Consider the following 25,792-nt stretch of genomic DNA (forward strand, 5'->3'; position numbering starts at 1 on the left):
AATCTTCATTAAGAACCAAACCTCCGTAAGGAAAAGCGATAGCTGCCTTCCCGCCTGAATTTGATCCTGTCAATGCATCGAATATCAACAATCCGGGTGTACGATTCAAGCTCCGAACGCTTACCTGGAAGTGATCGCCGGCCGTTAGGCGGTATCTACGGCTGTCATCTTCCTTGGCAACATGCGAATCCGGAAACAGATATCGCATTACATCGTCCTGATAATAGGCATCGTATACAACGGAGTAGCGGTTCAGGAATGTGTCCGGATCTGAAGGATCGCCATATTCGGGATGGTATTTCTTATGGTGATGCTCCATCTCCACGCTGTACATGTTCCCGGTGGCTGCCAGCTCTTGCAGGAAATCATTGTACATGATAGGGGTAATATATCCCTTCGTACGAACGCTGTCTACGAACTTGGTAACGGATTGATAGACAACGAGCCGTGACAGGTCATCCTGCCTTCTGGCCATCTCGCCCGCGGGAACTAAATAGAGCAGAAGAAGTGCCAGAAAAGCCGCAAACCATTTCGAAACCGAATTTGACATTGTTGCTACCTCACTTTAACAAACTGGATGCTATCCACTTCTCCATTGGTTCCGCGAAGATACTGCACGCCATAACGAGCGCTCATATCGATAATCGACAGATCCAGCTCTTCTGGATTACTGCCTGAGCTGAATCGTATTCCGTCCACGGACATATCGTAAACATTCGTCTGAACCTCACGAAGAGTAAACAATACTTCGCTTCCCTTATAGGTCAGATTTCTACCCTCGTTCATCATCTCCACTGTTGTCACTCCGGCATGCTGCTCCTGCGTCATCCTGCCCGCGGCGCTTATGCCTTGGTCGAGGAAGGTCTGCATATTAACGGCATACATACAGGCACCTATAAACAATGTCACCCCAGCTGCCAATTCAAGCATATTTATCGTTTGTTCACGCACGACGCGTCACCTTCCAAAAATAACTATTGATCAAACTTGATGCCCCTGATCACATTGGAATTATCCTTAACAATAGTCGCCCTGAATTTTCCGCTTGGGTTGACATACTCCGTGCTCTTCTCATCCATTACGAGATTGATATTCCCTTGCCTCGAATCCGGATTCAGGATAGATCCGTCCGTCTCCAAAACATTACCGTACCATTGCCCTGCTTTGTTTTTTCCGGTTGCTATGAAAACCCCGAACTGATCCTTATCCTTGTACTTGCGAAGTGCATTCGTAACCTGAGATCCGCTGATCGTTGTACCGTCATAAACGGTGAAAGCTGCCTGGGACAGCTCTGTTTGAATATCCGAGAAATTGTTCTGTGCGGTTTTGGTAGCTTCCTGTGCCGAAATAAACAAAATAACAACAATGGTGATCAGAGCAATTGTCAAAAATATTCCCGCGGCCACCTTCAGAGCTGATGATGCATTATTCATTGAAATCTCCCTCTTTTTCTCATTTATTATTTGAGTCTACGAATCATGACGACACTACACTACACTCGCGGCAGCATCTACAAACGCTGGATTTGCTCATAATACGTTTCCATCTGGGAAAAACTCATACCAATTAAGGGAATGACCAGATACATAAAGATCAGAGCATACATAGGGGTAAAACCGATCAATCGCGCCCATGCCGCCTTCGTATCAATCATCGCCTCATATTCCTGTTTGCGCTGCTCGAAGCTGAAGATCATCTCGCCATCCAGATCATCGAATACGTCCTTGATCGGTACTTTATCTACCGCAAGCAGCAATTTGTCTACCAATCGTTGAAAGTCAGGGAACCAAACATCTTCCTTCAGCTCCAGCAAAGCCAATTGGGCTCCATGCTCATAATGCAGCAGGCTTTTTTGGATCGGGATCTTAAATATGACGGCGAATCGATTAAGCCATTCCAATATGCCCTCAACCGAGATTCGTTCCATCCCCCGCAATATAGATATGACCGTCTGGAACTGATATACTTCATGCCGCATTTCCATATTGTGCACTTTCCGGTGAAAATACAGCAGCCATAGAGGGGCTCCGTATGCTGCCATCCCTGTCAAAAAGGACAACAGCAGCTCCCACCATTTTAGATATTCGCCATCATATCGCTGCAGCTTTATCATGATTCGATCAGTTATGATATCAAGCTGCTCCATAGTCAGTCCCATCTGATCCGTTTCGCTTACCATGTGCTTAACCTGATCGTGGGTGACATTCGGAGACATTTGCAATTGCTCCATCAACAGCCGATCCTGTTCCACAGTCTCTTCTGCCTGCCGTCGTTCGATCTCACTCATCTGACCGAACAGTGAATTGTTCAACGCTGCGGGAACATACAACAATTGATGTTTAGCCTGGACATGCAGACCCATTGCCAGCGATAACGAAAGGAAAAAAGCCAAGAAAAAGAACGTTAACCTTCTGACATATAACCATTCGAATTTGATTCTTGCATTGCTTTCCTTTAATAGTCGGAGTTGTCTGTCATAGTTCAACGTACCAGGGCTCGGTGCCATCATATCCACAAGCCTACGAACGAAAGAAATACGATACAGTCTCTCTTCCCAAGTGACTTTTTTCTCTACCCCTGCACGGTAATCCGTTTCTCGATTCTGCTGAAGCTTCTGCAGCAGGACGTACGAGATTAGAATAATGACATAAATCGAAATCTTGGTAATAAAACCAAGCTTGCTCATATAAAATTCATCCATTGAAGGAAAACTGCTTCTTGCCCAGCGTTCGATCGGTTTCGTAAAGAAAACAGGTGCCAATGCGATAACATTCAAGCCCTTCATCAAATAATCGAGCTTGTCTCTTCTCAATATTTCCAATTGGATTTCCTTTGTCAATCCGCTTAATCCATGCAGGTAGATGGAGCCTTGCTTTCTGGCGTGATCGCCAAACTCCATAACAAGGTGGGAAATGCCCGCAAAAGCCTTAAGATAACGATTAGGTGCCACCTCATAATAACGTTCCAACTCTTCGTCGGGATCATTGGATACCAAGGCATTGTAAATTCGATGTGCATGAATTGATATTTCGTGTCCGGAGGTTTCAGCACCCTCGTACAGCGCTTCCTCCACCATGCCATGCTGCTGATAGTGATGACGGACTAGAGAGAATAATTCAACCGATTGAACGAGCACTCTTCGCTCCAGGCGATTGATGAACATCTCAACAAGCATATTGTTAATAACCGCAGCCGCAAGAATGACAATGACCATAAATCCGAAGTCCGGTTGGCTCCATATAAGCAGTAACGCTGTTAGCGTGAGGGTGCCTGTTATAGCGAAGGCAAGTTTCATCGTCTCAAACCGAAGCGCGATTTCATCGTAAGGATGAATGATCGCGATTCTCTGCCTGATCCGTTTGAGATAAGATCGGACCAAGGGGATTTTCACCCCGTACATATAGGCCAATTGAAACCACTGTCGGTACATCTCACGCAGTGGCTTGTTTTCTCCCATCTCTGCCCTTCCGACGCTTCCTCTATGAAAAACTCGTCTTCTGGATAGCCATAACACGATACCCATGGTGATCGCAAATAGCAGCAGAGATATAATGAAAACCAGGATCAGCACATCTTTAGAGGTCACCTTCTCCCCCCCAACCTGCAGTCAGAAATGCTTTGAATTCTTCCGCATCTTCCGGCTGCATCTGCTCCGTCATTTCGAGGATACTGCGCTCGGATAGCTTGGCAGCAGCTATATACACTCCATCCCGGTACTCAATCACATTGCGGGATATAAAATGACCTTCTTCATTCAATCTCCGTATATGCTCTGCACTCAGCTTGAAATATTCCTCCAAACGTTTCTTCAAGCTGCCACTATCCGAGTTTATATTGATGTCTGGGAATGTCCCCTTCTCTATCGGGATACATTCTGTAATGCGCTCTATGTAACGGTTGCCATTCGCATCTCTTCTAAGATGAACATCAAAGTTGATGACACTGATTACCTGCTGCTCGGCAATGTGCTCCTGTCTGAATACTCCACTCTTGAGCAGGGAATTGCGCAGCGATTGAACCAGATCCTTGAATGTCTTGGCATGATGGGTAAATACCGTGAACAAACTGGCCACTTGGGACATCTGAATCATCCATGAAGCTACCTCGTCACTAGCTACCTCGCCAAGAATATTGACCGTACCGTCCGTTTTCTTCTGAAGATCCAGGCCTGCCTGCCCGCTTATGTGTTCCGTTTCCCTGAAGCTGAGGATGTTCCTTCGGCTGTAGATCTTCCTCAAATGCAGCTCAAAGGCCATTTCCTGAACCCGAAGCGTATAGGACGCATATATGTGGCCCACCATCGCCATAAGCAGCGTTGTTTTTCCCGACCCTTGTGCACCGGTGATAGCCGTAATCCGACTGCCCCTCATCAAATATTTCAACAATCCAATCGGCAGTTCCGCACCGCTGCCCGTAATCAACTGATCAAGCGAAACCTTAGGCAGATCGAATTTGCGAACAAAAAATGCCCAGGATTCTGCAAACGGAGGTCTAACCACGACGACCCGTGAACCATCCTTCATCTCATTTACCTTGTAACCGCTGGCTTCGGAAAGCTGTCCGGGATGATTGTATTTGTATATGTTCTGACATACCCTCTTCAGTTCCAGCATCGACCCAAACGAAAGGAAGCCCAGATGCATCGATATCCCCCGGTAAAAAATCCACACACTTTCACAGCCCGTTGAAGGTAATCCGGCGTGCTGTGCCCCAATTCCCAAAAAATCATCGTGAGAACGAAAGATCTCCTGTCCGCTGTCACGGTCGACAGTTATCCCGCTAACTCCACCGCTAACCCCGTCAATACGCTGATCTCTGATTTCATCCACAACAGAAAAGCCTTTGTACTGCTGATAAATGCGTTGAACCACGATATCCAGCTTCTCCTGAAACAAGAGCGGGCGCTGCTCGGACTCATAAATATAAGCCATGTCATCCGCCGTAACCGCATATACGCCGCCCTCTCCATAACCGGGGATCACCCGCGGTCTGGCAAGATCATATGTTTCGACCAGTACAGACAAGGCATCCTCACCATGTCTCTGTTTATATAGGTATAAGACGATTTCGAATTGATCCTGGGCTGTCAGGTCCAGCTGATTCTCGAACGAAATTGCAGCATTAATATTGGACTCATTCAAACCCAAATGGCTGACAAGCAGCTGTTTTAAGAAATCCTTTACATAAGCCTTGTCCAGTACATCACCTGATACGCAGCCTTTGAGAGCGCGTCTCAATTCACTTCGCTTGTTCAATCTTCTTCGATACTCTACTTCATGGAGTCCTAAATCGGACAGTTGACTATGCGTCAGTTGATGCAGGGTATCCTTAACAAACTCTGTCATGGACCCGAGTGAATACGGGTCCGTTCCCCTTGTCATGTCAGCGGCTGTTTTCTTTGTGTCCAAATAGCGAAGGTATACAAACAACAGCGCAAACAAAATCAAGATTACGATCCAAACCATATTCAAAGAGCTACCCGAAAGCATGCAAGCCCCCCGCTTTCGAAGCACCGGCAGGCAGACCCAACTGCTCGGCAGCAGCGTCGGCTACATGATGCACGGCGTTATAAAGAGGATTCATCCGTCTAAGGTCAGCACCTCCCCGGCTGCGCTGCATATAGGGCAAAATCGAACGCATATTCCATGCATCCGTCATGCCGGAACAATACGGAACACCGAGCACCACGTTTTTAATGCCAAAGCGACGCTTGATATTTTGCAGAGTGCAATTGCTCTCCCGATCATATTTGCCGATTACATACAGCCGGTGCTTGTCCGTAAGCTCAGAGGGCAATCGTTCCTGTACAAGTTCTCGCTCAAGCGCATGCAAATTTTGGTTCAAAGCCACTACGATCAGGTCAGCACCTAGTAATATTGCTCGGTCTGAGGCCCCAGGTGCTCCATTCCCTGCATCGGCTATCGTGACATCATAACTTCGCTTGGAGGATTCCATGACTCTGTTCATTAGGGTGGCCTGATTCCCATCCTCCGCATGCTTGGCCGATTCGAATTCATGCTCAGGCATATGCCGCGGCCCACACAGCAGATCCAGTCGGTCTGACAAAAGCGGCAGGGTATAATTGCGTACATTCTCTGGACTCAATCTCCCACTTGCATCAAGCCTTTCCAAGGCATCCATGCCGCTGTCCTGGAAAGCCGTAATATAATCCAGCGTTTCCTTTCGATGTGTAAATGCTTGTTCCACTCGTTCTCCATGGTATCCGCCATGTGCCAGCAGCACTTTGACCTGATACTCGAACGCCAGCACGATGGGCAGGCTTGTGGCCAGCATGGTACTGCCACTGCCGCCCCTCAACGGACTCCACACAGCAATCAGACTCATGCATGCCTCCTTCCTGCTTGCCTTAACGCCCGGCGGATATGCCGCTGTTCCATCTCCGACAATCTGCGGATAAGTTCAGTAAGGGATCGCTTATACTGCCTGGACAATGGCTTAATGCCCAGTCTACCCGCATGCTCATTCTTAATTTTCAGGGCGAAAAACAGTTCGTCCCACGGCATTTTCACGGGTGGACCCAGCCACTCGATCCGACTTTCTTCCAGATAACCTTCGATGTAAGCTTCATCTGTTAAATCTTCGATCACCTGAACGTATACCCGATGGAACGGTGGTAATGGATCATCTATTCTTGCAGCTCTTAGCTCATCCAGCAAAGCTGAGCTCTTTCTCAGTCCTGTTACCTCGAATCCGCTGACCCAAACATAGGCATCGGCTTCATCCCATTGATTCTTATCCAAAAATTGCGATTTCTCTACATCCATAATGACGTAGTCATACGTCTTCTCATCTCTTCCTTCCAAATATTTCCTCAGTGAAGAGTAATTCTGAAATCCGGTTGCCACATCAAACCCGGCAAACTCAATGATCGGCAGTTTAGGATGCATCACGCCTATGCAATGTTTGTACTTCGCATCAAGCGCACCATCCACTAGCAACACCCTGTTATCTCCGAACGCTAATATTTTGCACATATACAAAAGCAAGTCGCTCTTATCACAGATGCCCGTAAATATCCAAGTCTTCAATTGCTAACACTCCTTCATTCGCCTATCTGTTATTCAAGATCAATATGTTCCCGCTCAGGGACTTGAGAATATCAAATCCGCATCAGGTGTTCCCACTTCTGTTGTGGGCTTTGGATCCGCTGTTCCCTGTGTTCCCAGAATCTGCTCAGCTTCAAGATCCATCTCACCGCGTAGCGGGGTATCCCCCTGTTCGTCAGATTGGTTATCAGCCGAACTGCTATTAGCAGGAGGTGTCGCTGGAGTGCTGTTAGTGGATGCCGGGCTCCAAGAGTCCGGACTTCTGGCACTGCCTCCAAACGTGGAACTATAGTGCACATCAGAAGCCTGAACCTGCTGATTCGAATTAAGTTTGCTTAAATCCTCTTCCAGCGTGCTCCGAAGCGAAATCTCCAGATGCTTTTCCGCTTTCTTCACTATGTTCGGATTGCTTGCAATCAGGCTGGATACTTCCTCATTCGGCGGATAGTTGGGAATCGCCTTATCCTGCAGCTCCGGTTCAACATAAGTAAGTGCATACAGTGTTGCACCATGAAGGTAAGCGTCAACCAAAGCACTGGAGAGCAGAAGAATCTCCTGTTCACTTAACGTCGTCCAGAATGCCGGATTTTGAAACCTGTCAATCTTCTTCTTGGACAAAATAATGTAATCCTGTCCTGTCGGGAATTGAACCCGGACATCCACAACGTCCCCCTGTCTCAAATTACTTGGCAAATATACGGATTTCATCTCCCGATGACGCAGATCTGACGGAGTAGGCTCCTCTTCAAACAGCATCGTGCGCGTGATAGGTGTTCCTTGCAGCAGTTCGATCTTTACCCCCTTCCCGGCGATCTCCTCCTTGACCGAAAGAAGATTGTTAGAAGCCCCTTCATACGGCAGCCGAACTTCCTTAATATCCTTTGCCTCAATGAAATGTCCAGGAGGAATATCTCTTACTGGAACCCATGCAACCTGCATCGAGTTCAACTGCTGAAGCTGCGTCTCTTCCAGCTCCGTGATCCGCAGCTCGTATTTCATTCGCTCTTCACCCTGCTGTTCCTTATAGCCGTTCAGATAGTAAATCATGGTGCCGGCACACAGGGCACCTGTCACGGCTGCGCCGGCAAGTCCGGCAAATATCAGCTTGCGGCTCCGCCGCCTGATAATCGGCATTGCTTCATCTCCTTCATATCAAATGCGGTTAATTCTTTCGAAACCTGAATCTTCGCTTCCGTTCTGTCGAAGGCAGATAGTCCTGAAATACTTGGGCAAATGTCTGTTGGCTGCTATTCGGTATCTCAAATGGATCCGATTGCAGAGGCAATGCATGAACTTTGCTCGTTCCAAGCGCTTTCCTCATCTCCTGAATCGTTTCTTCCCCCGCGAGCGGCAGTGCATAAATCCGTCCAGGCTGAGGATGTCTGGACAGCATCCGGGCTAGCGTCACCACATCATGCTGCCGCCACTCCGCTCCTGAACCGATCACGATCGGCAGATCGGCCCGAAGGAATTCCTCCAACCGTTCGCTGTCACGATAGGACCCCAAATCGAGGACAACCGCATCATAACTGCCACCCAGCAGCGAGATGACCTCCGTTCTGGCCGTTTGGCGCCAAAAGTGAATTCCATTGATTTCAAACTTTCGAATGGACCCAAGCTTTCCGCCTTCCGCGATTTCCTGAATCCGGCTGAATGCGGTGGATTTCGCGCTCATTTCCACAATCGCCACTTTTCCATATCGCGAAGCCAGGAAATGTCCAAACGCAATACAGCTATGTGTAGTTCCTACACCTGACGATGCACCTAGCACAGCAGCCACCAGCGTCCCGGCAACCGTACCGGACTGAACCCCCGAACTATTCACGGGAATCGACTGCTGCCTGCTGAATGCAGAACGCACTTCCATCGTGGATTGATATCGATGCTCGGGTGCATATTGCAGCAGTTTACGGATAACAGGCACCAGTTCTCTTGGCAAGTCACCACGAATATGACGCTCCACGCCTGTGATCCATTCACTGAACTTGCCACTGGTTGAGAGATATAGCAGCAGCGCGCCTAACCCATACAGATCCGATCGCGCATCGCTTTGCCTTCCCCCATACTGCTCCGGTGCTGCAAATCCGACCGTTCCAAGCTTGACCGTATCCTCGCCGCTCTCCTGCTTGTAACTTCTCGCGATGCCAAAATCGATGAGTCGAACCTCCAGCTGATCGGTCAGCATGATGTTCGATGGCTTTAAGTCCCGGAATATGACCTGAGGCTCATGACCATGGAGATACTCCAGCACGTCCAGCAATTGCTCTGTCAGTTCCATGATAAATTCCGGATTCACGTTTCCGCGGTATCCCCGAAAGTACTTCTCCAATGTCATGCCCTGAATGTAATCCATCACCAAATAGGTGTAGCCGGTATCCTGAACATGGAAAAAATCAACGATTCGCGGCAAGCGCGGATGACTGAGTTTAATCAGCAGCTGCGCCTCATCCTGAACAGCGCGCTGCATACCGGGCTCAGACATACTCTCCTTCACCGCCCATTTCTTGCCGGGCAGCTTCAAATCCTCCGTCAGATATACGCAGCTCATACCGCCTTCGCCGATAATACGATCTATAACATAACGTTCGCCTAGCACTTCCCCATGCAGCAATCTGCAAGGCTGCTGTTTCATGATTACGCCCTCTCCCCTGTCTTATAAGCACAACAAAAAGGGAAAGCACTCCGCCACATCACTAAATCGTGATGAATAGCGGGATGCTTTCCCTGTAGTTGTTGTTGGTTAATTTTAGAATCATTATAAAACATTATTCATTCAACTGTAAAGACTTTTTTAATACTTAATCATATATAGCGTAATCTCGTCCCGATTATGAAACAGCTGCTTCGCTCCCTGAACCTGCATTCTCGCCTCTTCAAAAACCGCCATGATCTCTTTCACAAGCGCCATCGGTTTCTTGGTCAACAGCTTAACTGTAATGACTGCCGTGCCGCCCGCCTGAAGACTGTACAGGAGCCCTGTCACCATCTTCGCCGTTTGTTTCGGACTCCAGCTCATATCGCAGACCAGCAGATCGAATCTATGCTCCTTAAACGACACATCGGCCGCGTTCTTGTGGATGACCCTCAGGTTCTTGTGTCCGTGAAGCGATGGATGCATTTTGGCGGGATCCACCGCTGTAACCTGCAGGCCGCGCTCCAGCAAAAAGGAAGTCCATCCTCCAGGCGCAGCACCGATATCAAGGGCCTTGCGGAACGAATCAAATGGGATTCCGAACTGCTTCTCAGCCTCAAGCAGCTTGAACTTCGCCCTTGAGATTTGACCCTCTTCACGTTGAAAACGGACTGCGCCTCCGTTCCAATCCGACAGGTTCTCCTCTGGCCGCGACACGCCTACATACCATAAGCCGTCCGCTGCGAACAATGATATGATCCACTCCGGCGCCTGCACCGTGTATTCGAATTGGAGCGGAGTCAAACGATGCTGAAGTTCATCCCGGAGCGCTGCCGGGTTTTCCGTCCACAAGCTGTTCTCCGTCTTTCGGATCTGGATGGATACTCGGCTGCCGCTGATCTCTTCCCGCTTCAGTATATACGCTTCGACCGCATGTAAAGCTTCATCAACGGTTTCCGCCGTTATTTCCAGATGTACGGGAAACAGATGCCGTAGAAAAATAGGGGGCTTGGACATTATCAGTCCCTTGGCCTCCTCTTCCGACCTGCCGAGTGTTGTTACAAACACCTCACCCGGTATCAACATCGTGCTCTTCAGGCTGCCAAACATCCGGCGCAGCTCTTCTTGGGCATAGGGTGCAAATCCATGATTTGCTGTGCACACCCATTTACAGTGCAAATCCTGACTTTTCCGATCCTCTTCTTCAAGACCCTGCATAACATTTAATTCATCCAAACGGATTAACCTCCAGAAATAACTTTGATCCAGGGACGTCCGCCATTCCATTCCAGCTGAGCGTCAATATCATAAGTTTGTTTGATAAGTTCAGGTTTTAATACTTCTTCTTTCCTACCCGAGGCCGTTAAGCGTCCGTCCTTGATAAGCGCCACATGAGTAAACAAAGGGACAATCTCCTCGATATGATGCGTAACGTACACAACCGCTATCTTACGCTGCTTCAGAGAATCAATCTCCAGCAGCATCTTCTCCCTTTCGTACAAATCAAGGCCGGCACACGGTTCATCCATAATCAGAATCCTCGGATCAGCCATAAGGGAACGCGCCAGCATTACTTTTTTTCGTTCGCCCTGGGATAAGGTTCCGAGAGGCTGCTCTGCCAAATGACCAACATTCATCTCATTCAGCAGAGTGTAGGCTCTACTCCGTGCTTCCTCCGGAATGTCCTGATAGAACCGCAAAAAGGCATAAGCGCCTGTGGCGACTACTTCCCACACCGGGTCGCTCAGAGAAAGCTTTTCCAGCAGCGATTGACTAATATAGCCTATGGATTTGCGGACATCTCGAACGTCACATTGTCCATATACATGGCCGAGAACTTCAACTCGTCCACTGGAAGGGAACATATACCCCATCATCATTTCCAGCAGCGTGGTCTTGCCTGAACCATTCCGGCCCAAAATAACCCAGTTTTCTCCCGGTCTCATCTCCATGCTGACATTATCCAGAATATGACGGTCCCCTCGGACAAGCGATATATGCTGCAACGAGATCATGGCTTCACACTCCTGACAAAACTTGCAATATCCTGCACGGAGCCCATCCGGTACAGCACAGCCGGTACGGCGCCAGCACTTGATTGGACAGCCAAGAGAGCAGGAACACTGCGAATTTGATACCGTTCCACAATGCCCGGAAGAAAATTCACGTCTGCTTCAAGGAGCTTCATATCCGGAACCACATGCTCCACAATTTCGATCATTTTACGCGCAGCGGCACATGTACCGCATAATGGCGTATGCAAAAATACGATGACAGGATCAGCTTCCATATCCCGTTTCGCCATACGCTCTTGCCATTCGAGCCTCTCCACCAGTTCCCGCTGTGTAACCTCGATCATCTTGTACCCTGCGCGACTTCCCGCATTACGGATTCCGGCATCGGTCCATTATGAACCTGCACGCCCTCGGGCATATGTGCATAGAGCAGTTCATACATTTTTCTTCTGCCTGAAGGACTTGAGGTGTGAAGATATATTTCCTTGGCCTGCAGCTTCTCGGCAATCATAGCAGCAACTACATCGCCGCCGTTCATTTGATCATGCCCCAACTCAAAATCAAGTGACAGCACATCCACTTCGCATTCGCGGAGCATCAACAGACATTCTTCCCCGTTTCGAGCCAGCGCAAATCCTTTCGGATTAGGACGCCAGTCGTCTAAATACAGATGAATCATACTACTCTCTCCCTTAATCAGGACCAGGACAGCACCTTGGCGATGTCTTCCCGATGTGTGCCGTCAGCCCCTTTTTCACTTTCCAGGACAAATGCCTTGCCCGTGAGCTCCTGTGCCAGAGCCAAATGCTTCAGCGCTTCTGTACCTATCATACCTTGCCCGACACGTGCATGACGATCTTTTCTCGAACCGGCTCCATATTTCGAGTCGTTTAAGTGGACTGCTACCAGGGAATCCCAGTAACCAAGCGACTTGCCTCTGGCAAGGAGCTCGCCTGTGTTGGATATATCCCATCCTCCTGCCGCAAACAAGTGGCAGGTATCGAGACAAAAACCTATTTTTTCCGGATAATCAGCCAGCTGTCTAACCTTTACACTCTCCTCAAGGGTCATGCCCATCGATCCATGGTCGCCCGCCTGATTCTCGATCAGCAGCTTGGCCTTGCCCTTCCAAGATGATAACACATCGTTCAAACAACGAATAATATTCTGATAGCCTTCCAGCACATCCTGACTCTTGTGATGCCCAAAATGAACAACGATGCCAAGCGAGCCGCAAGCCTCTGCAATTATAAGGTCATTCTTGAGTGATTCCACGGTCAACCCGTAGAATTCTTCGCCGCGGGTCTTCCCTACCGCCATATTCGTCGGATAAGGCGTGTGCGCAATCGAAACAATCCCTTGCTCCTGGCAGAACCTGGCGCATGCGGCAGCATTCCGAATGTCCGGCGTCTTCAAATGGAGACTGCGCGGATTTTTCGGGAAATATTGATAGGCCAGCGAACCGATCCCGGCTGCATGCTGGGCTGCTGCAAGAAATCCGCCCCGGGTGCTGACGTGGCTTCCGATCCTGATCTTAGGCTTCATGCTGGCAATGGGGACAAAAGAAAACTTTGCGCGAGGTATGCTCCGCCTTCGCAATAGCGGTACCGCAGCGAACGCAAGGCTCTCCTTCGCGATCATACACCTTGCATTCATCGTTATAGGCTCCTGTCAGCTGGTCCCCTTCCTGAAACGGCATCTCCATGTAACCTCCGCCATCAGTCGCTTCATTCATTACCTTAACGGTGCTGTCATACAGCTGCTCCAAAGACTGCTCCGACAAATCCTGGATTTTGGTCAATGGATGAATTCTGGCATCAAATGCGATCTCATCTGCATAACAGTTACCGATTCCAGCGACAACCTGTTGATTGACCAGCGTAGTTTTTAATGCGCCACGCCGCTTTCCGATCAATTGGACAAAGCGCGCTTTGGTCATGCGTCGGTCCAGCAGCTCAGGTCCAAGCTCTTTTAGCGCATCATCGGCTTCTTTTGCCGTAAGGAAATGCAAATAACCCAGGCGCAGACCGATAAAATACAACACCTGATCACCAAACGTGATCTCGACTTGAGTAGAACGGGGAGGACGCTCTTCATCGATACGCCCTAAATACAGAATGCCTCCCAGCATCAAGTGAAGCAGCAGCCGGCCTCCGTTGTGGAGATGAAATACAAGGTGCTTCCCTCTCCGTTCCACAAAAATGACCTTGCTTCCTTTTAATACGGAAGTAAACTCATCAACAGGCACGTTTAGTGATTTCTCACGGTTCACAACAACATTTGTGATGGGTACATTGACAATGCTCTGAGATAACAGTCTTCGGTAGTTCTCCATTTCCGGCAGTTCCGGCATGATTCATCTTCCCTTCGTCGATCACAAAAGTTTATGTACGCTTCGCTTTTTACGAACACAGCAGTTTGACCACTTCACTCAAATCGCGGCATATATAGTCCGGCGTAACACCCGTTGCCTCGATATGTGCCCCCATGTTGAGATCTGTCGTTATACCCGTCATAACGAGCACCGTCTTGCATCCGGCATGTGCACCCGCTGCGATATCCGTACGGATATTATCCCCGATCACATAAGTTTCTTCCGGTGCCAGTCCAAGACGGTCCGAGGCAAACTTCATCAGAATCGAGGAAGGCTTGCCAATCACGGTCGGCTTAACTCCGGAAGCAGCTTCAATGGCGGCCCCAAGCGAACCTGCACCAGGCATTAAGCCGGTATCCGACGGGAGAAGCAGATCGGGATTGGTCAATACAGACACCGCCCCCTCCTGAATCCAGCGGACAGCACGGGTCAGTTTATCGTAATGAAACGCACGGTCAATTCCTTGAATGACATATTCAGGGGAGTCCTCCACGATCGTGAGGCCTGCTGACAACAGCGCTTCCCTCAGTCCCTCTTCCCCGAGCATCGCAACTCTGGCTCCCGGCGATTCCTCGGCAATATATCGGGCCGCCGCAAGGGAAGAGGTGCACACTTCGTCTGGCGAAGCAGGTATCCCCATTTCCATCAAATGCGCTGCCACCTGCTCCGGTGTTCTCGAGGAGTTGTTGGTTACGTACAGGTACGGAATCTGCAGCTCCTTCAATCGCTCAATGAGAAGATCCGCTCCCTCAATTCGGTTGCGGCCGTGATACAGTGTTCCATCGAGGTCTATCAGCAATCCTTTGGGTTTTTCCATCATGTTATAGCACCTTCTTTATTTCTTTCCTTCATACCCTAAATGATTCATCGGCTGAAGTACAAGTGTATTCTCGCCAATCCGTTATCGGCATCCATCATCATGAATATGTATCAAACATAAATACCCCAGTAGTATTATTGTAAAGAAGCCCACATCCGGTTGCAAGGTTCATGCCGGGCGCCTCATCCTGGTGCTGCCGAGTCGAAAGAAATCGAAGGCTGTCCAAGCATCAGCGAATATATATCGGTTTGTCATTTCCTGCGCTTTCCCGGAAAATAATTCACTTCACATTTCCCTGTAAGCCGGTCAGCTGCTCCATTTTCACGATCTTCTCTGGATGGGGTACAATCCGAAATCTTCAGCCAGCCGTGTATCCTCAAAAATCTGCTGCGCTTCCTTAAGCAGTGGCTGCAGATGCTCGATATCTTTATAGCGGGAACTAAAGTGGGTCAGGAACAGCGTCTTTACTCCGGCTCGTTCTGCTGCCTCTGCTGCCTGCTTAGCTGTACTGTGATAATATTCGTGAGCGAGCTCCGTCAAGTCATCCATAAAGGTAGCTTCATGAACGAGAAGATCGGCTCCCTTCGACAGGCTCTCCACCCCCGGGCATGGGCGCGTATCCCCGAGAATCGTAACCACTCTGCCCTTTTTCGGAGTTAGAAGCACGTCCGAAGCATGTATCCACCTGCCGCCGCCGAGATCCACGCTCTCTCCTCTTTTCAGCTTTCCGTATAACGGTCCCGGCTTGAGCCCGTAAGCCTCCAGCCGCTTCAGATCCAGACTGCCGGGAAGGTCTTTCTCCTCTATGCGGTAACCGTAGCTCTCCGCTCGATGATCCAGCTTTGCCGCTTCCACCCGGAAGCTATCGTCCTCAAACAACACACCGCCCGTATGCTCCATGATCTCCATCGTGTAAGGAACACGGGATTGGCTGATGTTTAATGTGGTCTCAATGAACGATTTAATCCCCGGGGGACCGTAAATCGCAAGCGGTAAAGTCACGCCTTGGGCACCGCGGCTCGAAAGCAGTCCCGGCAAGCCGAAGATGTGATCACCATGCATATGGGTAATGAATACCTTCTCAAGCTTGGACAGCTTGAGCGGGGATTTCAATATTTGATGCTGTGTGCCTTCTCCACAATCAAAAAGCCACAAACTTCTGCGCTCCTCCAGCAAACGCAGTGCAATCGAGGTCACGTTACGCTGCAGCGTCGGAACCCCCGCATTCGTTCCTAAAAAATAGAGTTCCATCCCTCTTCTCCCCTTTCGGTTGTAAACCGGAGAAATCCCCCGAAACATTCGGAGGATTTCAACCCGGCTATGCCGGTATTCAACAGGTTAAGCTTTATCCACGTTAAAATAATGTGCCTCAGGATGGCTGAACACCATCGCCGATACCGACGCCTCAGGCTCCATCATGAATCCTTCTGTGAGTTGAACGCCGATATCCTCTGGCTGCAGCAGCTTAAACAACGGCTCCTGATCTTCCAGGTCCGGGCAAGCCGGATAACCAAAGGAGACGCGAATGCCTTGATACCTGGCACCCAAGCGCTGCTTCATGGTCATGTCTGCCGGATCCGGATATCCCCAAGTATCCCGCATCATGTGATGAATCCGCTCCGCCAGTCCTTCTGCCGTTTCCAGGGCAACGGATTGAAGCGCATGGGAGCGGAGATAATCTCCCTTGTCCTTCCATTCCCCGGACAGTTTTCCTACGCCGTGTCCTGCTGTAACAACGAGAAATCCGACGTAATCCATCACCCCGCTATCTACGGATTTCAAGAAATCCGCCAGACATAGGTATGGCTCAACCTGCTGTCTCGGAAACGTAAACGTATGCAGTTCTTTGGTTGTGTCATTCGGATCATATATGATGATATCGTTGCCTCTCGACTGCGCCGGGAAGAAACGGTACATGGCATGCGCCTGAATGATGCCCGATTGAACGGCCTCCTCCAGGATGCCGTCAACGGTTTCCTTAAGGGATACTGCCTTCGGATCATTTGCTTTTAACAGCTGTTCCACGGATCCTTTAAGTCCCAGATGATGTCCTAACAGCATCTGCATGTTGATATAAGGCAGGATATGCGAGATCGGATAATTCCGGAGCACATGCCGCTCCATATCCGGCGGTATATACACCGGGACATCTGTCGATATTTTGGATCGCAAGCCCTCTGACAGCTTAGGCATCACTTTCACCACTTGAGGAGCCGCAGCTTCCGCTTCTTGCTCTGCCTTGATATCTTCAACCATTTTTGTCCGCTGCACCGGATCGCTAAGCTGGTTTGCCAAAGCAAGACCATCCATCGCATCCTTGGCATAGAGCACCATCCCATCGTACTCCGGACGAATGCGCGTTTTGGTGAATTTTCGTGTCAGGGCAGCTCCGCCTACCATAATCGGAACGCTGATCCCGGCATTCTTCAAATCCTGGGCCGTTGATACCATCTGCTGGGCTGATTTGACCAGCAAACCGGACAAACCGATTGCATCAGGCTGTTCACGCCGGTAGGCCTCGATAATTTGCTCCGGTGGTACTTTTATACCCAAATTAATGATTCGATAACCATTGTTGGACAGAATGATCTCCACCAGGTTTTTGCCGATATCATGCACATCTCCCTTGACGGTGGCGAGCATGATTTTACCTTTGACCGATGACTCGTTTTTCTCCATGAAGGATTCCAAATACGCCACGGAGGCTTTCATTACTTCTGCGCTCTGGAGCACTTCTGCCACGATTAACTCATTGTTGTTGAACAATCGGCCAACCTCGCTCATTCCATTCATCAATGGGCCGTTAATAATCTCAAGGGCTCCGTATTTGGTTAATGCTTCATCCAAGTCCGGAATAAGTCCTTCCTTAGACCCTTCCACTACATAGGAAGCAAGGCGTTCCTCAAGAGTCAAATTCGAGACTTGAACCTTCTTCTCGACCTTCTTGTTGCGGAATGCCGCCACAAAGGCTGCCAATGTCTCATCATTGGTGCGGTAGATCAGATCCTCCGCCAACCGGCGCTCCTCTTCTGGAATGGAGGCATACCGTTCCAGCTTCTCTGTGTTCACAATCGCATAATCCAGGCCCGCCTTGGTGCATTCGTACAGATACACGGAATTCAGCACTTCGCGTCCTGCTTCCGGCAATCCGAAGGAAACGTTGCTGATTCCAAGAATCGTATGCACTTTCGGCATCGCTTCTTTTATAATACGAATGCCTTCAATGGTTTCCTTGGCGGATCCGATGTACTGCTCGTCTCCAGTACCTACAGGGAATACCAGTGTGTCAAAAATAATATCTTCCGGTGAAACACCATACTTGTTCACGAGCAGATCATAAGAGCGCTGAGCTACCTTCAGCTTGTCGTCACGATGGATCGCCTGGCCGCTCTCATCGATGGTGCCCACTACGACCGCAGCACCGTATTTGTGTACCAAGGGAATCACTTGCTCAAATTTCTCCTCGCCATCTTCAAGGTTAATGGAGTTAATTATCGCTTTGCCTTGCGAGTATTGGAGGGCTAAGTCAATGACAGCCGGATCGGTTGTATCCACCATCAGTGGTACCTTAACCTTTTTCACCACGAGCTCCAGGAATTTGACCATGTCTTCACTTTCTTCACGATCAGGGTCCTGCACACAAACGTCAATAATATGAGCACCGTTCTTCACTTGTGCACGGGCAATCTCGGATGCCTCTTCGTATTTGCCTTCAACAATTAGACGCTTAAACTTGCGCGAACCCAGTACATTCGTACGTTCACCCACCATATATGGGCGGTTTTCTTGCTCAATATAGACAGGCTCGATGCCGGACAATGCCGGTAAATGCGTACCATCCAGCGGACGTGGCAGGAAGGTGTCCATCGTATTCTTTAGCGCACGAATATGATCAGGAGTTGTCCCGCAGCAACCGCCGGCAATATTGAGCCATCCCTTTTCTGCAAAAGCACCCATCTTCTGGGCCAACGACTCAGGGGATTCATGATACTGACCGTTCTCGTCAGGCAGACCAGCGTTAGGATAACAACTGATCGCACTTCTTGACATTTCAGACAAAGACCGGATATGGTCGCGCATGAATTCCGGGCCTGTAGCGCAGTTAAGCCCGATGGATACCGGATTTAAATGTTCCAATGAAATGTAGAATGCTTCAATATTCTGACCGGCAAGCGTGGTTCCCATCGGTTCGATGGTACCGGAAATCATAATAGGAAGGGTAACACCCGTCTTCTCAAACGCCTGGCGAATGCCAATGCTCCCCGCTTTAACGTTCAACGTATCCTGTGAAGTTTCGAGCAGCAGCGCATCAACCCCTCCTTCAATCAAAGCCACGGCCTGCTCCTCGTAACTCTCAATCAACTCGGCAAAAGTCACACCGCCGGTGACGGAGAGCGTCTTGGTTGTCGGCCCCATTGCCCCCACCACATAGCGAGGACTGTCCGGGGTAGAATATTTTTCAACCGCAGCACGCGCCAAATGCGCTGCTTTCAGGTTGAGTTCCCTGGCAAGCTCCGGAACATCATATTCAGCAAGGACAACGGAGGTTGAGCCAAATGTATTCGTTTCAATCAGGTCTGCACCTGCTTCAAGGTATTGTTCATGTATTTTCTGAATGACATCCGGCCGATGAATGACCAACATTTCATTACAACCGTCCAGCTCCGGGCCGCCAAAATCTTCTGCCGAGAGGTCCTCTTGCTGTATCATGGTGCCCATGGCACCATCAAGAATTAATATTCGTTCCTTAAGTACTTCTTGTAAGCTAGGCTTGTTCAACTCATAAACCTCCCCGGAAAACGTTAAATCTTAGTGTATCAGAATATTTTTCAATAGAAAAGCTGAAATATGCGTTGTTACTCGGGCAAATCAACATTTGCAGATGACAAACGCGGTGAGGGGGGCTATAATACATATTAATCCAACGGGAGAAAGAGGGTTAGAGCTATGGCAGAGATTGTAATTCGCAATACGAACGAACGTATTACCGGGGAAGAAAATGTTCGGGAATTCCTGAATAACCAAGAGGTTGTTTACGAGCACTGGAATATGGAAAAACTCCCGGCAGCGCTTCAAGAAAATTTCAAGCTTAGTGATGACGATAAGAAGCGCATTTTGGACATCTTTGATGTAGAGATTCGCGACCTGGCTGCAAGACGCGGCTACAAAATTTGGGATGTCATCACACTTTCCGAGTCAACGCCCAATATAGAGGACCTGCTGAAGAAATTCGAAGAGGTTCACACGCACTCGGAAGACGAAATCCGTGCGATTGTCGGCGGTAAAGGGATCTTCATTATTAAAGGTTCTGACGATGTAGGATACTTTAATGTTGAGCTTGAGCCCGGCGATGTCATTTCCGTTCCGGAAAACACGCCTCACTTCTTCACATTGATGGAGAACAAACAGATCATCGCAGTTCGTCTCTTCATTGAAGAGAACGGATGGGTAGCTACACCGGTAGCGGATCCCCAGTTCCAATAAAACTGCAATGGTTGATTGAATAGGAAAATAAAATAAGGCAGCGCAACCATCCGATTCACGGATCCTGCGCTGCCTTATTTTATTGTGTTGCATTACTCCATTACTCCGTTACCGTGAGTTCCTTCAACGGCATCGAGTGCTGTCCTCTTGCTGTGACGTGCGAAACGATACGATACGTTCCGGCATCGGCGAAGGTTTTTTCCATTTGGTATACCCCATCCTGATCGTGCTTAACCGGCACCTTCGCCTGTACGCCTCCACCTTCGAGTGTTACTTCAAATTCCACATCATTCGCATCTTCCACCGGATTGCCTGCTTGTGTCACCTTTGCTTGAATTAATACCTTCTCACCAGCCTGAATGCTCTCCGGCGTCAACGTCAGTTCTACAATGATAGGCTCTGCCATCACATCATCGCTGTATTCCGCTTGGCTGTCACTGCATGCAGCAAGCGCAACAGCCATAAGTACCATCGCTGCAAACAAAGCCACCTTTTTCGTTGTCATGCCTAACACCTCTTTACGATATAATGCTATGTATGGTTCATCCACGTAATGGTCCATGCCAATCTGCGTAAGCTTACTATCCATTATATCGTATTAACCTTTTTTTTCTATCTCATACAGCTTACAATTGTGTGACGTTTGTCACAGGCGGTAATCACAACAAAACTCAGGCGACAGGACCAACAAAAAAACAGCCCCGGATCGCATAATCTGCTTCAGGACTGTTTCTATGTACGATAACGTATCGATGGATATTTATATACTTGTAATTTACAAATTCCTCAAAATGCCGTGCAGTTCGGATAAATGCTTGATTTCAAACTTCGGCTGTATACCCGGATCATGGGGACGATCGACCCGATTGATCCATACGGTATGGAGCCCAGCCGCATTGCCGCCCTTAATATCCGTTGTCAGTTTATCCCCGACCATAACAGCTTGATCGGCCTCCACACCTAACAGATCAAGTGCATGCTTGAATATGGAGACATCTGGCTTACCCTTGCCGAAATCGCCGGAAATGATAATATGATCGAAATATGGGACCAGCTCCGGGACGCCATTCAGCTTCTCCTGCTGCAGATCAGGACTTCCGTTCGTCAGAAGCAGTAATTTCACGTTGCCCTGCAATTCCTTCAGAATTTCAAAGGTTTCTTCATATACATAGGGTCTTGTTCGACGTTCTGAAGCAAATCGTTCAGCCAGCTTCTCAGCCAACGACTCATTATCCACACCCACGCGAATAAGTCCTCGGCGCCACGATTCTTTGCGGTAAACGGGTGCAAGTTCCTGAAGTTTCCTGAATTCCGGCTGTGCTCCAGCCGTAAAATTCGCCCACAAGCCTTCAAACGGATTAATTCCGATCATTTTAGTAAAAGCAAACGTATCATACGATTCATATAATGCTCTTGCTTCCTCCCTGACCGCAGACAGTAGTTCAGCTGCATTGACGCCGGTTTCCGCTGCCCCCGCTTGGCTTGTCACTTCGAAAGCCTCTTCCACACTTCGTTCGTCCCACAATAACGTATCATCCAAATCAAATAACACTGCAGCTATCGGCATTTCTCTCCCACTCCCCATATTGACTGTTATCTGCTCTGTCGATTAGTCATGCTCCACTGGAATTTGATGAGTTTTGGCAAACTCCTCCAGCCTCTCGCCCATCGCTTTGGTATCATAAAGATTCATCATACGTGAGAACACCCAATTGCCCGCTTTCCCTTTGCCCTGGATAACCACGGAACCCGAAGCAATTTTGATCTTCTCGATGTCAGATACAGCCAAACGGCGTTCCCGGTTGAATTTCATCGTGGATACAGAGGCACGCTCTATCTTCAAATAAGGCTTACGCAAGAAAATCATAAGCGCCAATAGAATATACAAACTGACACCCACCCAGTTCAACACATCATTGCTTCCTCCTGTTGCCCCAGACGTTGCAGTGCCCAGAAGGGCGTACAGCCCGGCAAGCGCAACGAGCACTAACGGCAGAACGTATTTACGTCCTTTAAACACATCACTCTTATCGGAGATGGTGGAGCCTTGGTACGAGGACAGCCCTTGCTTCTTACGCTGCTTGTTGAGTTGTGACATATTCTTGTTGACTTTTCTTTCCCATGATCGTGACATATGGTTCCCCCTGGACTCAATTTCAATATGATTTAAACCATATAAACTTGGGAAACCGTGTTCAATTCTCTACAAATGAACCGGCATCCCAAATGTTATGATTCTATCCTTCTATCTGCCCATTAATCCTCTGATCAGATCATGAGACAGTTTTCATAGACTACTGCTTTAATCGTGGGCCGCCTTTTTCTTCATTTTCATCTACCCATTCAATCGATTCAAGCTGTTGTCTAAAGTTACTACGAATATTGTTAAGGTATATTTCCCGAAGCTCAGCCCGTTCCTTCTGCTCTTCTTCAGTCAACCCTTCACTCTTCTGTTTTCTTGCTAATACATTAATGCGTTCAACCAAAGTATCAATATCCATGCCTTCTCCTCCAATTCCAATATCATTTATAACTTAAACATGTGAAAAAGAGCTTGTCAAGGAAACCGCACCCTTGCAAACTCTCATTAAGAATAAATATGAATGTATGATTAGTATGAATGGGTCCTCCCCATCATTAACAATAGAGTAATAGTAATTAGAAATAAACAATACGCGTTAGAATGGATTGCTCATTACATTACCACACCGGTAATGATAACACCTCTCCTGCCTGTATGTCAGGACCTTTCAAACCGTTCGTTCTTCTAATACTATCAATATATACGCGCGTATCCATATCAGCTGGTTTATGAAGGGAAGCGATACGCCATAAACTATCGCCGGATTGAACAATGACCAACTTCTCACCTGTCGGCTTTTCCATTCCCCCGGCAAAAACGGAATAGGCCCCCGTCCAAAAGGATGCAACAATCAGCAGAATGAATAGAAGTTTAATTAAAGGGATGGAAGTCATTCTGGATTTCAATTGATAGACCCAAGTCACCGAAGACTTCTCCGTTCGCACAGGAACGTTCTCATAAATACTACGGTATGTACTGTATTTCAACATGGAATCATCATCTCCCAAACAAGTGTTCTCTTATGAATTCATAATAACACGAACACTTGTTTGATACAATACCTAAAAGAACATTTGTTCTATCTTTTTTTAGAACTTATGTTTGTACGAACGGAAGTTCTATGTTATAATTTTCCCAAACGTTACTAAATGGGGTTGATACGGCATGTCGAAAATATCCAGCCGCCAGCTGGCGATCTTAGAGTTTATCCGCAACGAAGTTCGTAGCAAGGGTTACCCGCCTTCTGTCCGGGAAATCGGCGAGGCTGTAGGACTAGCTTCCAGTTCAACGGTCCATGGTCATCTAGACCGATTGGAGAAGAAAGGCCTGATCCGCCGTGACCCTACGAAGCCAAGAGCGATCGAACTGCTTGGCCAAGAAGAATCCGATAGCGCTAATCTGTTTACCCACACCATTGCCAGAGTGCCTGTTGTCGGTAAAGTCACTGCAGGCGTACCTATTACCGCCATGGAGAACATCGAGGATTACTTCCCTCTCCCTCAGCATTATGTAGGGGACGATAAGGTATTCATGTTATCTGTTGTTGGTGACAGCATGATTGAAGCTGGCATACATAGCGGTGACTATGTCATTGTTCGCCAGCAGCAAACTGCAGACAATGGTGACATTGTAGTAGCGATGACAGAGGAAGACGAAGCAACCGTAAAAACCTTCTACAAAGAGAAGGACCACGTTCGCTTGCAGCCGGAGAATCCTACTTACGAGCCCCTGCGCCTGAATCATGTAACCATTCTCGGCAAAGTCATCGGTCTCTTTAGGGATGTACACTAACTTCATATATCAATGAACAAGAGGTTACCTTCCTTAGTTGGATGGTAACCTCTTGTGCTACGTTATTTAATCCTTAAGATTTCCGGTCCTTGCGCAAGACCATCACCATGGCATTTTGCCTAAGATCTAATTGATACATTCTCTCAGCCATATTATATTCAGGCGAGCCTTCCCCGCCTGGACCCTCCGTGGACTTCAGAACAAGCTTATTATCTTTCACCGTAGGTGTAGTGCCCGGTCTGTAATAGGACGTGCTGGCTCTAGAGAACTCCTCCTCAAATTGCAGCTGCACCGCCTTACCACTCCCATGCTCCACCGCAAATGCATAGATTTGTATTCCGTGACAGTCCTTATATTGCGGGGCGAGTATGAACACATCCGCTTCCTGAAAAGGCAATCGAATCATCTGAAGAGCAGCGGAAGTTGGTTGTATGAAGGTGAGATCCTCAAGGACAACCACATCCTCCGAGGTCCCCTCTACCGCGTACTTCACTTTGTAATCCCCTTTAAACGACAGATCCGTTTCGAGTCCGAAACAGCTGGGAGCTCCTAATTCCGTTATCTCTTCCTTATCGACGGCAACTACCTGTAACGTTCCTTCATCCGTTGTACCTTCTGCGCGAATCGTCTCCGTCACAGATGGGGATGGTCCCCCCCCTGCCGTATGCTGTTGTACCGTACGTTCCCCCCAAGGAAACTGAATCAATAGCAGTAGAATGACAAACAATAGCACGCCAGTCATACCAACACGTAAATATGGACGACGCTTTGATCTATGGCTACCTTGGGTCAGTGACACCTGCACCTTATTTTTCATCTCGGCGGTAAATGGTTCATTTTGAAAAAGACCTTGTTGCGCTCGCTCGTACCAATCAGGCTTTTCCTCATTCATAACCAGAATTCTCCTTTAACATGTTCTGCACTTTTTTTCTCGCCCGATACAGCCTGGATTTAACCGTACCAGTCGCTACGTTTAGAAGCTCCGCTATCTGAGTGATCGGCATTTCGTAGTAAAGATCTAGAACCAGCACCTCCCTGAACTTTCTTGGCAGACTCATAATCATCCTCCATATCTCATCTGTATACTGACTTTCCATATACTCCGCTTCAGCTGACCGGCTCTGCGCATCCAGACGCGGCTTGTCCTGCAAGGTCACTTTCCGCAAGAAAAAAGCCTGTTTGTGCCGGAACGCCGTATGTCTTGTAATCGTAAGCAGCCATGTCTTTAACGTCGACTGCCCACGAAACGTATGTATTCCATAATAGGCCTTAATAAAAACCTCTTGGGCAATGTCATCAGCAAGAGCATGTTGCTTGGTCAAAAAATAGGCGTAATTCCATATATCATTTCCATACTGGTTCATCATTTCATTCAAGGTTTGTGTGTCCATCTCCGACATTTTTGCTACGTATTCAAGCTCCAACCGATTCACCTCATCTAATTAGAGTCATTGAAGCGAGTAAAAGTTCCCAAAATTTTGATAAATAAAAAAGGCATCTTCCCCCACATGGAGTTGATCCCCTTC

Annotated in this window: 27 protein-coding genes; 2 read left to right on the top strand and 25 right to left on the bottom strand. The window is 48.4% G+C overall.

The window, feature by feature from the left end:
- The 18 genes from PGL02S_RS23500 to metH all read right to left on the bottom strand — a co-directional run.
- Nucleotides 1–550: hypothetical protein (locus tag PGL02S_RS23500; protein WP_127502960.1), on the bottom strand; the 550-nt coding region annotated here is incomplete at its 3' end.
- Between the two features lie 5 nt (nt 551–555).
- On the bottom strand, nt 556–951 hold the full coding sequence (locus PGL02S_RS23505; protein WP_081742705.1) for a hypothetical protein: 396 nt from the start codon (nt 949–951) through the stop codon (nt 556–558).
- Between the two features lie 23 nt (nt 952–974).
- Nucleotides 975–1,433 (bottom strand): hypothetical protein, encoded by a 459-nt coding sequence (locus tag PGL02S_RS23510; protein WP_006209686.1) that lies wholly within the window; start codon nt 1,431–1,433, stop codon nt 975–977.
- Nucleotides 1,434–1,510: 77 nt separating this feature from the next.
- Complete coding sequence (locus PGL02S_RS23515; protein WP_036637591.1) at nt 1,511–3,586, bottom strand: hypothetical protein; 2,076 nt, start codon at nt 3,584–3,586, stop codon at nt 1,511–1,513.
- Nucleotides 3,576–5,489, bottom strand: a complete 1,914-nt coding sequence (locus PGL02S_RS23520; RefSeq protein WP_063455997.1) for an ATPase, T2SS/T4P/T4SS family — start codon at nt 5,487–5,489, stop codon at nt 3,576–3,578. The genes PGL02S_RS23515 and PGL02S_RS23520 overlap by 11 nt, the downstream gene beginning before the upstream one ends.
- Nucleotides 5,476–6,345: a P-loop NTPase family protein gene (locus tag PGL02S_RS23525; protein ID WP_006209683.1), complete on the bottom strand. Its 870-nt coding sequence runs from the start codon at nt 6,343–6,345 to the stop codon at nt 5,476–5,478. Before PGL02S_RS23525 ends, PGL02S_RS23520 begins: the two co-directional genes overlap by 14 nt.
- Nucleotides 6,342–6,962: a hypothetical protein gene (locus PGL02S_RS23530; protein ID WP_235187306.1), complete on the bottom strand. Its 621-nt coding sequence runs from the start codon at nt 6,960–6,962 to the stop codon at nt 6,342–6,344. The genes PGL02S_RS23525 and PGL02S_RS23530 overlap by 4 nt, the downstream gene beginning before the upstream one ends.
- 141 nt (nt 6,963–7,103) lie before the next feature.
- On the bottom strand, nt 7,104–8,201 hold the full coding sequence (locus tag PGL02S_RS23535) for an SAF domain-containing protein (RefSeq protein ID WP_036637562.1): 1,098 nt from the start codon (nt 8,199–8,201) through the stop codon (nt 7,104–7,106).
- 28 nt (nt 8,202–8,229) lie between these two features.
- A complete protein-coding gene (locus PGL02S_RS23540) occupies nt 8,230–9,699 on the bottom strand; it encodes a serine/threonine protein kinase (protein ID WP_036637559.1) in 1,470 nt (489 codons plus the stop codon).
- A 159-nt stretch (nt 9,700–9,858) separates the two neighbouring features.
- Complete coding sequence (locus PGL02S_RS23545; RefSeq protein WP_036637557.1) at nt 9,859–10,935, bottom strand: SAM-dependent methyltransferase; 1,077 nt, start codon at nt 10,933–10,935, stop codon at nt 9,859–9,861.
- A 5-nt stretch (nt 10,936–10,940) separates the two neighbouring features.
- Nucleotides 10,941–11,714, bottom strand: a complete 774-nt coding sequence (locus tag PGL02S_RS23550; protein WP_036637555.1) for an ABC transporter ATP-binding protein — start codon at nt 11,712–11,714, stop codon at nt 10,941–10,943.
- Entirely contained in the window at nt 11,711–12,058 is a 348-nt protein-coding gene (locus tag PGL02S_RS23555; protein ID WP_051449105.1) for a thioredoxin family protein, read from the bottom strand. Before PGL02S_RS23555 ends, PGL02S_RS23550 begins: the two co-directional genes overlap by 4 nt.
- Complete coding sequence (locus PGL02S_RS23560; RefSeq protein WP_006209670.1) at nt 12,055–12,393, bottom strand: cyclic-phosphate processing receiver domain-containing protein; 339 nt, start codon at nt 12,391–12,393, stop codon at nt 12,055–12,057. The genes PGL02S_RS23555 and PGL02S_RS23560 overlap by 4 nt, the downstream gene beginning before the upstream one ends.
- Nucleotides 12,394–12,410: 17 nt before the next feature.
- Entirely contained in the window at nt 12,411–13,259 is an 849-nt protein-coding gene (locus PGL02S_RS23565; protein WP_036637553.1) for a deoxyribonuclease IV, read from the bottom strand.
- Nucleotides 13,249–14,067, bottom strand: coding sequence for an Fpg/Nei family DNA glycosylase (locus tag PGL02S_RS23570; protein WP_006209668.1), 819 nt, complete (start codon nt 14,065–14,067; stop codon nt 13,249–13,251). The genes PGL02S_RS23565 and PGL02S_RS23570 overlap by 11 nt, the downstream gene beginning before the upstream one ends.
- Nucleotides 14,068–14,116: 49 nt before the next feature.
- Nucleotides 14,117–14,905 carry a TIGR01457 family HAD-type hydrolase gene (locus PGL02S_RS23575; RefSeq protein WP_036637586.1) on the bottom strand — a complete coding sequence of 263 codons (789 nt, stop codon included), beginning with the start codon at nt 14,903–14,905 and terminating at the stop codon, nt 14,117–14,119.
- A gap of 324 nt (nt 14,906–15,229) precedes the next feature.
- Entirely contained in the window at nt 15,230–16,159 is a 930-nt protein-coding gene (rnz, locus tag PGL02S_RS23580) for a ribonuclease Z (protein ID WP_036637552.1), read from the bottom strand.
- An 87-nt stretch (nt 16,160–16,246) separates the two neighbouring features.
- Nucleotides 16,247–19,687 carry a methionine synthase gene (metH, locus tag PGL02S_RS23585; protein ID WP_036637551.1) on the bottom strand — a complete coding sequence of 1,147 codons (3,441 nt, stop codon included), beginning with the start codon at nt 19,685–19,687 and terminating at the stop codon, nt 16,247–16,249.
- A gap of 168 nt (nt 19,688–19,855) precedes the next feature.
- Between metH and PGL02S_RS23590 the strand changes: the two genes are divergently transcribed.
- Nucleotides 19,856–20,392, top strand: coding sequence for a cupin domain-containing protein (locus PGL02S_RS23590; RefSeq protein WP_006209664.1), 537 nt, complete (start codon nt 19,856–19,858; stop codon nt 20,390–20,392).
- 100 nt (nt 20,393–20,492) lie between these two features.
- Here PGL02S_RS23590 and PGL02S_RS23595 read toward each other — a convergent pair whose 3' ends face one another.
- The 5 genes from PGL02S_RS23595 to PGL02S_RS23615 all read right to left on the bottom strand — a co-directional run bounded on the left by PGL02S_RS23595 (nt 20,493) and on the right by PGL02S_RS23615 (nt 23,464).
- The gene (locus tag PGL02S_RS23595; RefSeq protein WP_036637584.1) at nt 20,493–20,897 is read right to left on the bottom strand and encodes a FixH family protein; all 405 of its coding nucleotides are present in this window, start codon (nt 20,895–20,897) and stop codon (nt 20,493–20,495) included.
- Between the two features lie 270 nt (nt 20,898–21,167).
- Nucleotides 21,168–21,959, bottom strand: coding sequence for an HAD family hydrolase (locus tag PGL02S_RS23600; protein WP_036637549.1), 792 nt, complete (start codon nt 21,957–21,959; stop codon nt 21,168–21,170).
- A gap of 42 nt (nt 21,960–22,001) precedes the next feature.
- Nucleotides 22,002–22,526, bottom strand: coding sequence for a hypothetical protein (locus PGL02S_RS23605; RefSeq protein ID WP_006209661.1), 525 nt, complete (start codon nt 22,524–22,526; stop codon nt 22,002–22,004).
- 160 nt (nt 22,527–22,686) lie between these two features.
- Complete coding sequence (locus PGL02S_RS23610; RefSeq protein ID WP_006209660.1) at nt 22,687–22,893, bottom strand: DUF896 domain-containing protein; 207 nt, start codon at nt 22,891–22,893, stop codon at nt 22,687–22,689.
- Nucleotides 22,894–23,092: 199 nt separating this feature from the next.
- The gene (locus PGL02S_RS23615) at nt 23,093–23,464 is read right to left on the bottom strand and encodes a LysM peptidoglycan-binding domain-containing protein (protein WP_036637582.1); all 372 of its coding nucleotides are present in this window, start codon (nt 23,462–23,464) and stop codon (nt 23,093–23,095) included.
- A gap of 175 nt (nt 23,465–23,639) precedes the next feature.
- Between PGL02S_RS23615 and lexA the strand changes: the two genes are divergently transcribed.
- Nucleotides 23,640–24,266, top strand: coding sequence for a transcriptional repressor LexA (gene lexA / locus PGL02S_RS23620; protein ID WP_006209658.1), 627 nt, complete (start codon nt 23,640–23,642; stop codon nt 24,264–24,266).
- A 73-nt stretch (nt 24,267–24,339) separates the two neighbouring features.
- Here lexA and PGL02S_RS23625 read toward each other — a convergent pair whose 3' ends face one another.
- Entirely contained in the window at nt 24,340–25,158 is an 819-nt protein-coding gene (locus tag PGL02S_RS23625; RefSeq protein ID WP_036637548.1) for a hypothetical protein, read from the bottom strand.
- Nucleotides 25,151–25,690, bottom strand: coding sequence for an RNA polymerase sigma factor (locus PGL02S_RS23630; protein WP_036637547.1), 540 nt, complete (start codon nt 25,688–25,690; stop codon nt 25,151–25,153). Before PGL02S_RS23630 ends, PGL02S_RS23625 begins: the two co-directional genes overlap by 8 nt.
- Nucleotides 25,691–25,792: the final 102 nt, after the last annotated feature.

Origin of the sequence: Paenibacillus glucanolyticus NBRC 15330 (assembly GCF_004000885.1) — a bacterium.
Lineage (GTDB): Bacteria > Bacillota > Bacilli > Paenibacillales > Paenibacillaceae > Paenibacillus_AQ > Paenibacillus_AQ glucanolyticus.

Excerpts from the sequence above, each read along its gene's own strand:
- lexA (WP_006209658.1), top strand. The coding sequence starts at position 23,640 with ATGTCGAAAATATCCAGCCGCCAGCTGGCGATCTTAGAGTTTATCCGC.
- PGL02S_RS23590 (WP_006209664.1), top strand. The coding sequence starts at position 19,856 with ATGGCAGAGATTGTAATTCGCAATACGAACGAACGTATTACCGGGGAA.
- PGL02S_RS23575 (WP_036637586.1), bottom strand. The coding sequence starts at position 14,905 with ATGGAAAAACCCAAAGGATTGCTGATAGACCTCGATGGAACACTGTAT.
- PGL02S_RS23510 (WP_006209686.1), bottom strand. The coding sequence starts at position 1,433 with ATGAATAATGCATCATCAGCTCTGAAGGTGGCCGCGGGAATATTTTTG.
- PGL02S_RS23615 (WP_036637582.1), bottom strand. The coding sequence starts at position 23,464 with ATGTTGAAATACAGTACATACCGTAGTATTTATGAGAACGTTCCTGTG.
- PGL02S_RS23520 (WP_063455997.1), bottom strand. The coding sequence starts at position 5,489 with ATGCTTTCGGGTAGCTCTTTGAATATGGTTTGGATCGTAATCTTGATT.
- PGL02S_RS23525 (WP_006209683.1), bottom strand. The coding sequence starts at position 6,345 with ATGAGTCTGATTGCTGTGTGGAGTCCGTTGAGGGGCGGCAGTGGCAGT.
- PGL02S_RS23595 (WP_036637584.1), bottom strand. The coding sequence starts at position 20,897 with ATGACAACGAAAAAGGTGGCTTTGTTTGCAGCGATGGTACTTATGGCT.
- rnz (WP_036637552.1), bottom strand. The coding sequence starts at position 16,159 with ATGGAACTCTATTTTTTAGGAACGAATGCGGGGGTTCCGACGCTGCAG.
- PGL02S_RS23605 (WP_006209661.1), bottom strand. The coding sequence starts at position 22,526 with ATGTCACGATCATGGGAAAGAAAAGTCAACAAGAATATGTCACAACTC.
- PGL02S_RS23555 (WP_051449105.1), bottom strand. The coding sequence starts at position 12,058 with ATGATCGAGGTTACACAGCGGGAACTGGTGGAGAGGCTCGAATGGCAA.
- PGL02S_RS23610 (WP_006209660.1), bottom strand. The coding sequence starts at position 22,893 with ATGGATATTGATACTTTGGTTGAACGCATTAATGTATTAGCAAGAAAA.
- PGL02S_RS23560 (WP_006209670.1), bottom strand. The coding sequence starts at position 12,393 with ATGATTCATCTGTATTTAGACGACTGGCGTCCTAATCCGAAAGGATTT.
- PGL02S_RS23565 (WP_036637553.1), bottom strand. The coding sequence starts at position 13,259 with ATGAAGCCTAAGATCAGGATCGGAAGCCACGTCAGCACCCGGGGCGGA.
- PGL02S_RS23600 (WP_036637549.1), bottom strand. The coding sequence starts at position 21,959 with ATGCCGATAGCTGCAGTGTTATTTGATTTGGATGATACGTTATTGTGG.
- PGL02S_RS23570 (WP_006209668.1), bottom strand. The coding sequence starts at position 14,067 with ATGCCGGAACTGCCGGAAATGGAGAACTACCGAAGACTGTTATCTCAG.
- PGL02S_RS23625 (WP_036637548.1), bottom strand. The coding sequence starts at position 25,158 with ATGAATGAGGAAAAGCCTGATTGGTACGAGCGAGCGCAACAAGGTCTT.
- PGL02S_RS23550 (WP_036637555.1), bottom strand. The coding sequence starts at position 11,714 with ATGATCTCGTTGCAGCATATATCGCTTGTCCGAGGGGACCGTCATATT.
- PGL02S_RS23535 (WP_036637562.1), bottom strand. The coding sequence starts at position 8,201 with ATGCCGATTATCAGGCGGCGGAGCCGCAAGCTGATATTTGCCGGACTT.
- PGL02S_RS23540 (WP_036637559.1), bottom strand. The coding sequence starts at position 9,699 with ATGAAACAGCAGCCTTGCAGATTGCTGCATGGGGAAGTGCTAGGCGAA.